The organism is Corynebacterium sp. HMSC078H07 (assembly GCF_001812805.1).
GTDB lineage: Bacteria > Actinomycetota > Actinomycetes > Mycobacteriales > Mycobacteriaceae > Corynebacterium.
Map to the genome: position 1 here is coordinate 1 of NZ_KV810461.1, position 9,599 is coordinate 9,599.

Consider the following 9,599-nt stretch of genomic DNA (forward strand, 5'->3'; position numbering starts at 1 on the left):
GGTCTTTCTACTGCCCCAACTTTGCAACAGCACCGTTTAATGTAAGGTTCCCGAAAGATTATTTAGAGTATGCCCCCCTGTCCTGCAGCACGAGCGCGCAGCATGGCTGCCGGAGCAACCTCTTCGAGGCTCTTGCCACGACGTGCGGCGACCTCTTCTGGGCGCACGAGCTCCTTGAGGCCGGCCACCGTTGCGTGAACAACGTTGATGGCGTTCGGCGAGCCGAGCGACTTGCAGAGAATGTCCTGGACGCCAGCGCACTCCAGCACCGGGCGGGCTGCGCCACCGGCGATAACACCGGTACCTGGTGCAGCCGGACGCAGCATGACGACGCCTGCTGCGGCCTCGCCCTGCACCGGGTGGGTGATGGTGCCGTTGATCATCGGGACACGGAAGAAGTTCTTGCGAGCTTCCTCGGCACCCTTCTGGATAGCAGCCGGGACTTCCTTGGCCTTGCCGTAGCCGACACCGACCATGCCCTGGCCGTCACCCACGATCACCAGAGCGGTGAAGCTGAAGCGACGACCACCCTTGACGACCTTGGACACACGGTTGATGGTGACGACGCGCTCGATGTACTGGTTGCGCTCGTCCTGCTGGTTGTTGCGACGATCGTTACGGCCACCGCGGTCGTTGCGGCCGCCGCGCTCGTTGCGATCGTTGCGGTTGTTATCGGCGGAGCGTCCGCCGTTACGGTCACGTTCCGACATCACGCGTTCCTTCCGTTGGAGTTCATGGTGTTGGTGGTCATTAGAACTTCAGACCACCTTCGCGGGCGGCGTCAGCCAGAGCGGCGACGCGGCCGTGGTACTGGTAGCCAGCGCGGTCGAAGACGACTGCCTCGATGCCAGCTTCCTTCGCACGCTGTGCGATCAGTTCGCCAACCTTGGCGCCACGTGCCTTCTTGTCGCCCTCGACTCCACGGACCTCTGCTTCGAGGGTGGACGCAGCGCACAGGGTGTGACCGACGGTGTCGTCGATGACCTGAACGTGCATGTGACGAGAGGTACGGTGCACAACGAGACGTGGAGTCTCTGGGGTGCCGGACAGGGTCTTGCGGATACGGAAGTGGCGACGTGCGCGAGCGTTGCGACGGCGGGTGGAGATGTCCTTGCCCACCGGCAAACGCTGGCCTTCCTTGTTCGTTGCGTTGTTGCTCATTACTTACCCGTCTTTCCATCCTTGCGACGGACCTGCTCGCCTTCGTAACGGATGCCCTTACCCTTGTATGGGTCATCCTTCCGCAGACGGCGGATGTTAGCGGCGATCTGTCCAACCTGCTGCTTGTTGATGCCTTCGATGGAGAACTTGGTGTTTCCGTCGACGGCAAACTTGATGCCCTCAGGCGCCTCAATCAGGACTGGGTGAGAGTAGCCCAGTGCGAACTCCAGGTTCTGGCCCTTGAGCTGCACACGGTAACCCACACCGAAGATTTCCATCTTGATGGTGTAGCCAGTAGTAACGCCCACGACCATGTTGTTGATCAGGGAGCGGGACAGGCCGTGCAGGGAACGGTTCTTGCGGCGGTCATCGGGGCGGGAGACGACGAGTTCTTCGCCTTCCTGAGCCACGGTGATTGGTGCCGGAATCTCTTCAGCCAGGGTGCCCTTAGGACCCTTGACTTCAACGTTCTGGCCGTTGATGGTGACGGTGACGCCAGAGGGGACGGTCACCGGTGCCTTGCCAATACGAGACATGGTTAAACCTCCTCTTACCAGACGTAGGCGAGGACTTCTCCGCCCACGCCCTTGTTGTTGGCCTCACGGTCAGTCAGCAGACCCTGGGACGTGGAGATAATAGCCACGCCCAGGCCACCGAGAACCTTTGGCAGATTAGTGGACTTTGCGTAAACGCGCAGACCCGGCTTGGAAACACGACGCACGCCAGCGATGGAACGCTCGCGAGATGGGCCGTACTTCAGGTTAAGCTCCAGGGTCTTGCCGACGGTCTCGTCGTTAACGGAGTAGTCGGCGATGTAGCCTTCCTGCTTCAAGATTTCGGCGATGTTGGCCTTGATCTTGGAGGATGGCATAGACACGGTGTCGTGGAACGCATTGTTTGCGTTGCGCACTCGTGACAACATGTCCGCAATCGGATCAGTCATGGTCATGTGAAGTGACCTGTTGCCTTTTTCGTTACGGTTCCCGTGCTCACCCTTGATGAATCGCGTGTACCGCACGATCGCTGGCTACTCACGCTCCGCCTAACTCAGTAGTTAGGGGTGCTCGCTGCCTTTATCCGTGCGGCCGCTTCGGGCGAGGGGCCTGTAACAAAGTGGATGTACAGTTTTTCTCCCTTGTAGCGGGAGACTCTTTCCGCAGGTCATGTGGCATTCCCGGGATTTTGACGCGTTAGCGTCGAAAAAAAGAACATGGGGGTACCTACCTACGGCAAGACCTGACTAGCCTAGCAACCAGCTAAAACATGTCCAAATCCCTGCTCAGAAGCATAGAGCTGAGGTGTAGGGTCGGCGCCATTCAGGGCCGACCGACCTCACTAGCCGCACCTGCTGGCTCACACACTCACCTGCACAGCTCCACAATCCCTCCTTGTAGTACTTTGATTAGGCTTACCTTGTTCATATAAGCTTGCTCCCGTTAAGATCATGGACTTTCACGCGTCAAGGAGGGATGCATGGCTATCTCTACCCCGCATGCGCAATCCCCTTCTCAATCACACCTGGGGTCTCGCGCGGACGCTACTGCGGACGCTTCTGCCAGCGCTCCATCAGGTAAAATCCCGCGTCGCCTCGTCGGCCTCGGCGTCCTTTTCCTCCTATTGCTCGCCAGCATCGTTGCCAGCATCGTGTTTGGATCACGGCAGATCCCTTTTGGAGAAGTGTCCGCCGTGTTCCGCGATCTCGGCACGGCGTTCGGCCACGCGGAGGGGCTGAATGTGGATCAGCGCGTGATCGTCGAGCTCCGCATTCCCCGCACCCTGTTGGGCCTAGTCGCCGGTGCTGCCCTTGGCGCCTCCGGTGCATTGATCCAAGGGCACACGCGCAACCCTCTCGCGGACACGGGCATTCTCGGCATCAACTACGGTGCGTCCCTGGCCGTGGTTGCCAGCTTCTCCTTGCTGGGTGTGACGTCCGTGTGGGCTACCAGCATGTGGGCGTTCGGTGGGGCCATCGCTGCTACTGCGTTGGTGTTTAGTTTGGCGTCCATAGGAGGAGGACAGGCCAATCCAATGACGCTGGTCCTCGGCGGCGCGGCTTTGTCCGCGGTCCTCAGCGCCATCATCAGCGGTTTTATCCTCACTGACGATGCCAATCTGGATCGCATGCGCTTCTGGACCGTCGGCTCCATCGCGGGCCGGGATCTCACCGTGTTCTACGGCGTGCTGCCGTTTATCCTGGTGGGCCTCCTGCTGGCGTTCATCACGGCACCGCAGCTAAACCTCCTGAATCTGGGCGATGACATCGCCTCCGGACTGGGCATCAACACCCAGCGCGCCCGCCTGATTGGCATGGCTCTGATCGCACTGCTGGCCGGTGCCGCGACAGCTGCCGCCGGCCCCATCACCTTCATCGGCCTGGTGGTCCCGCACCTCGTGCGCGCCATCACGGGCCCTGATTACCGCTGGATCCTCCCTTACTCTGCCCTGACGGGTGCGGTGATGATGCTGTTCGCAGACGTGGTGGGCCGTCTGATCGCTCGTCCGGGCGAGTTGCAAGTAGGCATCATCCTCGCGTTCGTGGGCGCGCCGTTCTTCATCGCCCTTATTTATCGACGCCGGGTGGTGGCCATTTAATGAGTTCCCTCCTTGCCCGCCCTACCTCTTCCACTATCCCTGGGCGCCCGCCATTCCGCGTGGGCTCATTTTCTGTGGTCTGGCGCCCTCGCGCGTTGACGGTGTCTCTATTGCTGCTCGTGGCGATCGTCTTGCTAGCGGCGGTCTCCATCGGCCTGGGTGACTATCCTGTGTCCCCGGCTCGTGTGCTGGAGGTGCTGTTCACCGGCCAGGGCACCCGCATTGAGCGTCTGGTGGTTTTGGATTGGCGCATGCCTCGTGCGCTGACGGCCATTCTGGTGGGCTGTGCGCTGGGATTATCCGGAGCCCTCACTCAGTCCGTGACTCGCAATGCGCTGGCCAGCCCGGATATCTTGGGCTTCACTACGGGCGCGTCCGCGGCCGCGGTCACCGTCATCACTCTGGGTGGTGGCGCTGGTGGTTTCCTCGGCTGGCTCAGCAGCATCGGCATTCCCTTGGCCGCGGTGCTTGGTGCGGCTGTCACCGCAACGGTGATGTGGGCTCTGGCGTGGAGGAGATCGACTGATTCCTTCCGGCTAGTGCTGTTCGGCATCATCATCTCTGCTCTGTTGACCTCGTATATCAACTTCCTGATGATCCGCACGGAGTTGCGCGATGCCGCGGCCGCGCAGTTCTGGCTTACTGGCTCCCTGAGCACTGCGGACTGGTCCAAGATGTGGCCCATCGCCATTGTTGTGTTGGTGTTTACACCGCTGCTGGCCTGGATTGGTCACCAACTTTTAGCCACCTTGCTGGGCTCGGATACTGCACGGGCTTTGGGACAAAACGTCCAGGGTGTGCAGGTGCTTCTGCTCGCCGCTGCCGTGGCTTTGGCAGCAGTGGCGGTCTCGGCCGCTGGCCCCATCGGGTTCGTCGCCTTCGTGGCCCCACAGGTGGCGCTGCGCTTGTGCAACTGCTCTGCACCACCGCTTCTGGCCTCTGCGCTGACCGGCGCTGCGCTACTCCTGCTGGCAGATATCAGCACCCAAACTCTTCTGCCCGTAGAGCTGCCGGTGGGCATTCTCACCTCGGCAATCGGCGGTGCGTTCCTTATTTATTTGCTGGTCCAACGGAATAGGTCAACCACGGCATGAGAAAAGATCCCACCCTGGAAGTTAGCAGTGCCGCGAACAAAGAAGGACACATGACTCAGAAGCACAGCATGAGCGCACGCGGCCTCGCCGTGGGCTACGGCGACCGGACGGTCATCGAAGGCTTGGACGTGGACTTTCCTCGCGGGCAGATCACCACAATCATCGGCCCCAATGGCTGCGGCAAATCCACGTTGTTGCGAGCCATGTCTCGTCTCCTTCCGGCGAATGAGGGCGAAGTGCTGTTAGACGGCGCCGATATCTCATCCATCAGGCGCAAGGACCTCGCACGGACCATCAGCGTGCTGCCACAAACCCCTACCGCCCCGGAGGGACTCAACGTGGCTGATCTCGTCTCGCGCGGTCGGCACCCACACCAATCGTGGATCCGTCAGTGGTCGTCCACGGACGAAGCCGAGGTGCACAAGGCGCTGGAAATGACTGGCTCGATGGGGCTGGCGGAGCGCACCCTGGATTCTCTGTCCGGAGGGCAGCGGCAGCGTGTGTGGATCTCCATGGTTCTTGCGCAGAACACGGACATCCTGTTCCTGGACGAGCCCACCACCTACCTGGATCTGGCCACGTCGGTAGAGATTTTGGAGCTGGTGCAGCGTCTACGCCGAGAGCTGGATCGGACTGTGGTGATGGTGCTGCACGATCTCAACTTGGCTGTACGCTACAGCGATAATCTCGTGGTGATGAAGGATGGACAGGTCCTCGCCACCGGGCGTCCCAGCGAGGTCATTACCCCAGAGCTACTGCTCGAGGCGTTTGCCCTCAACGCGCTAGTCATCGAGGATCCTGTCACCGGCGGTCCGCTGATCGTCCCCAAGTGACGATCAGGGCTTAGTCCTCCATCAGCTCCTGGGCGGGAGTCTTCTTGGACTTCCGCCAGTTGATCATCGCGGAAATCACCACCGGAGTCACAGACACCAGCACGATGACGATGGCGATCATGTCGATGCGATCCGCAATGCCCGGGATATCCCCCAGCAGCACGCCAATGCCGACCATGCTGACAATCCACAGCACTGCACCCGTGACGTTCCATCCCACGAACTTCTTGTACGGCATCTCCGCGGTACCAGCGGCCACGGGAATGTAGGTACGCACGATCGGGATGAAGCGCCCCAGTACCAGAGCCAACGGCCCGTACTTCAGGAAGAAAGCCTCGGCTTGTTCGAGGTGCTCGGTTATGAGGATCTTGGCGTCGGGCTTAAACAACTTGCGGCCAAAGCGGTGGCCGAGCCAGAAACCTACCTGGTCGCCCAAGAACGCCGCGACGATGGCCACGCCCACCAGAATCGGAACGTTCAAGCCCAGCTGATCGCGCAAGATTGCCGCGGTGACCAGCATGGAATCGCCGGGGAGGAACGGGAAGAGCACGCCGGATTCAATAAAGATAATCAGCGCAATGCCGCCGAGCGCCCAGCCGCCAAAGTTCTGGAGCAGGGTGGTGGCGTCCATGAGGTCGCTTAAGTGCACAGGGAATCCCTTCTAGAAAACAACTGGTCTATTCTTACCCCGGTTTCTGACCGGAATACAGGCAGCTCGCCCCTAGCGTGCATCCGTTATCCCCATGAGTGCCCGTCCCCTAGCCAGCAACAGCAAAACCGCCCCAGCACGTTCATGCGGGGCGGTTCGGCAGTTGATTCAGACTACTTCGTGGCGTCTGCCAACGGCTGCTCGATCTTGTCCAGCAGGTAGTTCAGGCTCAGCACGGTCTGCCATCCGAAGGCCTTTTCCAGGTCGCCTTCCAGGTAGACACTGTGTCCGTCCTTCACGGCGGGCAGCTTGCCCACGATCGGATCCTCGGTCACAGAAGCCTTGCTCTGCTTCGGAGAGTAAGACAGTTGATCCCACACCAGCACGTCAGAGTTGATCTGGTCTGCGTTTTCCTTGGAGACCTCACCGTAGAACTTGTCCTTGGTGATGCCCGCGTAGGCCGGGTTGATCTTGAATCCCAGCTCGGTGAAGAAGCGGCTACGCGGATCGCCCTCGGCAAAGACAGCCAGGCTCTCGTCGGAGACAGTGGCCACGCCGAGTTCCTTTTCGGCCCATTCTGGGTGGCGGCCCTTGAGCTCTGCGAACTTCTCCTTGACCTGCTCCACCTGGCGCTTTGCCTCTTCAGGCTTGCCCACGGCCTGCCCGATCTCTTCCGTGGTCACGTCCCATGGTTGCTGTAGTTCTTCGTATTCGCCCTTTTGTACGACGACAGGGGCGATCTCAGACAGCTTCTTGTACGTGTCTTCATCGATGTCCGAGTACACGGCCACGATGAGGTCTGGATTGTCCTTGGCGATGGCTTCCGCGTTGACTTCTGTGTCCTTGTCGATCCGAGGAGTGTCGCCCTCGATCTTGTCATTGGACCAGTTGCCCGCAGCCTGACCATCCGGGGTCATTCCGTCCCAGTACTTCACGGAGACAGGAGTAACTCCCAGCGCCAGCAGTGCGTCCTGATCCGTGTAGCCCAAGGAGACCACGCGCTGCGGGGCTTCCTTGATTTCGGTGGAGCCGTAGCGGTGCTCGATGGTGGTGGGGAATGCGCCCTGCTCGGCGTTGACTGCCTGGGAGTCCCCGGAATTTCCGGACTGGTCATCAGTCGAGCAAGCGGTCAGTGCCGCGCCCAAGGTCAGCACAGCAGCGGTGCTAACGAGAATCTTCTTGAGTGTCATTTTTCTCCGTTGTTACTGGTGACGGATTTCCGCGCGAGGCGTGGCCCGTACACAAAAGGGAAAGGTCAAACCTTTGGTTGGATATATCCAGCCCTATGTCCAAAGAATTCGGTGGCGGTCAGTTCCGAGTTGTCGTCGAGACGAACACGATCCAGAACAATCGCCGGCGCCGGCACGTTGGCACGGGGCGATCCACAGACCACCGCGATTCCTCCCTCGTGAGGGATGGTGACTCGGCCGGGGGTTCCGCCGAAGCGGCCCTGCGAGACGTGCGCGGAAAGCACGCGGACGCGCTGGCCTCGGAATTCAAAGTAAGCATTGGGGTACGGGTCGGACTGCGCCCTGACCAGCAAGGCGATATCTTCCGCAGGTTGGGTGAAATCTATGCGAGATTCCTGCTCGCCGCGCTTGTGGAAGTACGTAGCGCGGGTGGGATCTTGAGGTTGCGCAGTGGCGGTGCCTTGGGCGACGTCACTCAATGCGCGTTCCACGAGGGGCTCGATGAGGTCGATGGTCTTGGCCACGAGATCCGTGGTGGTGTCCTGCGGACCCACGGGGATCGCGCGCTGGGCAACGATGGGTCCGCCGTCCAGCACTTCATCCATCTCGTGCACAGTGACGCCCACGTGAGTTTCCCGGTTCAACAGCGCCCACAGGATGGGCGAAAATCCGGCGTACTCGGGCAGGAGACCATCGTGGACATTCAATGCGCCGTGCTTGGCCAGGCTGAAAACCTCGGGAGGAAGCCAGGTTCGCCAATTGTTGGCCACGATGATGTCTGGTGCAGCATCGCGCAACGCCTCAATGACGTCTTGACCCACGCGCTCAGTGACACACACCTGGAGCTCATGTTCGCTGGCGAGCTCCTCAACGGAGTCTGCCCACATTTGCTCATAAGGGTGATCGCTGGCAGGGTGCGTAACTACCAAAACTACTTCATGACCAGCATTGATGACCGCAGACAACGTCCGGTGTCCCCACGACTGATAGCCGAAAACAGCAACTCGCATGCAGGGGATGTTAGCTTAGGTTTACCTATGTAGTCAATGATGAAAGTGGCGCAATTTTCATGCCAGACTCCCCGGACGTGACCACCCTTCACCGAATCTCGGTGCCCGCGGATGCGGAAGCCCTCGTTTTCCCGGACCCCTACCGCTCGAACGTCGAGCTCACCGAATCGATGTCCACCGTCGATGTGCGCATCCCGGCGCACTCAGCAGTGACCTATAGCTTTCAATCCGGCGAGCTGAAATATCCCGATCCACATAACGCACACGGCGCAGGCCCACAGGCGAGCCTATTGAGCGGCGATTCTGTGGACCAGACACTCTGGCCGCCTCGCTCCCCAGAAGTCATCGCGGACTTGCCCGGCGCACGCCTGTCCATCGACCGGAAGGTATTCGGCAGGCGCTGCACCGCGCGCCTCGATGACCGCGGTGCGGATACCACCGTGGTGTTTTTGGATGGCGATGACTGGATCCATCTGCATGACCTCACGGGCGCACTGGACCGGGCAGTCACGGCAGGGCTTATCCCCCAGATCAACCGCGTCTTCCTGCCGGCAGCCAAAGACCGCAGCGAGGAGTACACCCTATTGTTACGCCGGTATGCGGCAGAATGTTTCCTGTAAAATAGGGCCGTTCCTAGCATTGTTTTACACGTGTCTAGCGGGGTCTAGGTCTTATGTCTACAGAAAAGTGGTGAGTGTGATGTTGCCGTCGGATTGACACGAATCAAGGCCATCTTCGATGATGAGCACGGGCTTTATGGTGCTAAACGCATCGCTGCAAGCCTCAACGACGATACGGACTTTCCTCCGATTAATCACAAGAAGGTCGCACGCATCATGAAATCCATGGGCCTGAAAGGCTTTACTAAACGGCGTCGGTGCATCACCACCAGGCGCAAGCCTGGCCACCGCGTCATGCCAGATTTAGTAGGCCGCAGATTCACCGCTGATAAGCCGAACCAGGTCTATGTAGGCGATATCACCTACCTGCCGTGTAAGGGAGGCAAGAACATGTACCTTGCCACAGTCATCGACGTCTACTCGCGCAAACTCGTCGGACATGCACTCGCC

At 60.0% G+C, this 9,599-nt stretch carries 11 protein-coding genes and 1 pseudogene; 5 read left to right on the forward strand and 7 right to left on the reverse strand.

Translation table 11 applies throughout. The features are described 5' to 3' along the window. Nucleotides 1-62: 62 nt before the first annotated feature. The 4 genes from rpsE to rpsH are packed head-to-tail and all read right to left on the reverse strand — an operon-like array spanning nucleotide 63 to nucleotide 2,110. Nucleotides 63-710, reverse strand: a complete 648-nt coding sequence (gene rpsE / locus HMPREF2875_RS03700) for a 30S ribosomal protein S5 (RefSeq protein WP_070670418.1) — start codon at nucleotides 708-710, stop codon at nucleotides 63-65. Between the two features lie 40 nt (nucleotides 711-750). Then, nucleotides 751-1,161, reverse strand: coding sequence for a 50S ribosomal protein L18 (gene rplR / locus HMPREF2875_RS03705; RefSeq protein ID WP_035004242.1), 411 nt, complete (start codon nucleotides 1,159-1,161; stop codon nucleotides 751-753). After that, nucleotides 1,161-1,697: a 50S ribosomal protein L6 gene (gene rplF, locus HMPREF2875_RS03710; protein WP_035004244.1), complete on the reverse strand. Its 537-nt coding sequence runs from the start codon at nucleotides 1,695-1,697 to the stop codon at nucleotides 1,161-1,163. Before rplF ends, rplR begins: the two co-directional genes overlap by 1 nt. A 14-nt stretch (nucleotides 1,698-1,711) precedes the next feature. Continuing rightward, on the reverse strand, nucleotides 1,712-2,110 hold the full coding sequence (gene rpsH / locus HMPREF2875_RS03715) for a 30S ribosomal protein S8 (RefSeq protein ID WP_034986964.1): 399 nt from the start codon (nucleotides 2,108-2,110) through the stop codon (nucleotides 1,712-1,714). A 524-nt stretch (nucleotides 2,111-2,634) separates the two neighbouring features. Here rpsH and HMPREF2875_RS03720 point away from each other — a divergent pair. Genes HMPREF2875_RS03720 through HMPREF2875_RS03730 form a run of 3 tightly spaced genes read left to right on the forward strand, consistent with a single transcriptional unit; the run spans nucleotide 2,635 to nucleotide 5,680 of the window. After that, nucleotides 2,635-3,753, forward strand: a complete 1,119-nt coding sequence (locus HMPREF2875_RS03720; protein ID WP_005325331.1) for a FecCD family ABC transporter permease — start codon at nucleotides 2,635-2,637, stop codon at nucleotides 3,751-3,753. Next, entirely contained in the window at nucleotides 3,753-4,847 is a 1,095-nt protein-coding gene (locus tag HMPREF2875_RS03725) for a FecCD family ABC transporter permease (protein WP_005325330.1), read from the forward strand. The genes HMPREF2875_RS03720 and HMPREF2875_RS03725 overlap by 1 nt, the downstream gene beginning before the upstream one ends. A 50-nt stretch (nucleotides 4,848-4,897) precedes the next feature. After that, entirely contained in the window at nucleotides 4,898-5,680 is a 783-nt protein-coding gene (locus HMPREF2875_RS03730; RefSeq protein WP_019176090.1) for an ABC transporter ATP-binding protein, read from the forward strand. A 10-nt stretch (nucleotides 5,681-5,690) separates the two neighbouring features. Here HMPREF2875_RS03730 and HMPREF2875_RS03735 read toward each other — a convergent pair whose 3' ends face one another. The 3 genes from HMPREF2875_RS03735 to HMPREF2875_RS03745 all read right to left on the reverse strand — a co-directional run bounded on the left by HMPREF2875_RS03735 (nucleotide 5,691) and on the right by HMPREF2875_RS03745 (nucleotide 8,529). Continuing rightward, nucleotides 5,691-6,329, reverse strand: coding sequence for a DedA family protein (locus tag HMPREF2875_RS03735; protein ID WP_005325329.1), 639 nt, complete (start codon nucleotides 6,327-6,329; stop codon nucleotides 5,691-5,693). A 173-nt stretch (nucleotides 6,330-6,502) separates the two neighbouring features. After that, nucleotides 6,503-7,519: an iron-siderophore ABC transporter substrate-binding protein gene (locus HMPREF2875_RS03740; protein ID WP_005291893.1), complete on the reverse strand. Its 1,017-nt coding sequence runs from the start codon at nucleotides 7,517-7,519 to the stop codon at nucleotides 6,503-6,505. 65 nt (nucleotides 7,520-7,584) lie between these two features. Then, nucleotides 7,585-8,529 (reverse strand): methionyl-tRNA formyltransferase, encoded by a 945-nt coding sequence (locus tag HMPREF2875_RS03745; protein ID WP_005325328.1) that lies wholly within the window; start codon nucleotides 8,527-8,529, stop codon nucleotides 7,585-7,587. A gap of 77 nt (nucleotides 8,530-8,606) precedes the next feature. On the opposite strand from HMPREF2875_RS03745, the gene HMPREF2875_RS03750 reads away from it, so the two are divergent. Together HMPREF2875_RS03750 and HMPREF2875_RS03755 are read left to right on the forward strand one after the other, a co-directional pair. Continuing rightward, nucleotides 8,607-9,149 carry a hypothetical protein gene (locus tag HMPREF2875_RS03750; protein ID WP_239107288.1) on the forward strand — a complete coding sequence of 181 codons (543 nt, stop codon included), beginning with the start codon at nucleotides 8,607-8,609 and terminating at the stop codon, nucleotides 9,147-9,149. Between the two features lie 99 nt (nucleotides 9,150-9,248). Then, nucleotides 9,249-9,599: pseudogene (locus HMPREF2875_RS03755) on the forward strand (IS3 family transposase); the annotation flags it as partial.

What these genes read in the sequence shown, in the direction of transcription:
- rpsE (WP_070670418.1), bottom strand. Translation starts at nt 710, where the DNA reads ATGTCGGAACGTGACCGTAACGGCGGACGCTCCGCCGATAACAACCGC.
- rplR (WP_035004242.1), bottom strand. Translation starts at nt 1,161, where the DNA reads ATGAGCAACAACGCAACGAACAAGGAAGGCCAGCGTTTGCCGGTGGGC.
- rplF (WP_035004244.1), bottom strand. Translation starts at nt 1,697, where the DNA reads ATGTCTCGTATTGGCAAGGCACCGGTGACCGTCCCCTCTGGCGTCACC.
- rpsH (WP_034986964.1), bottom strand. Translation starts at nt 2,110, where the DNA reads ATGACCATGACTGATCCGATTGCGGACATGTTGTCACGAGTGCGCAAC.
- HMPREF2875_RS03720 (WP_005325331.1), top strand. Translation starts at nt 2,635, where the DNA reads ATGGCTATCTCTACCCCGCATGCGCAATCCCCTTCTCAATCACACCTG.
- HMPREF2875_RS03725 (WP_005325330.1), top strand. Translation starts at nt 3,753, where the DNA reads ATGAGTTCCCTCCTTGCCCGCCCTACCTCTTCCACTATCCCTGGGCGC.
- HMPREF2875_RS03730 (WP_019176090.1), top strand. Translation starts at nt 4,898, where the DNA reads ATGACTCAGAAGCACAGCATGAGCGCACGCGGCCTCGCCGTGGGCTAC.
- HMPREF2875_RS03740 (WP_005291893.1), bottom strand. Translation starts at nt 7,519, where the DNA reads ATGACACTCAAGAAGATTCTCGTTAGCACCGCTGCTGTGCTGACCTTG.
- HMPREF2875_RS03745 (WP_005325328.1), bottom strand. Translation starts at nt 8,529, where the DNA reads ATGCGAGTTGCTGTTTTCGGCTATCAGTCGTGGGGACACCGGACGTTG.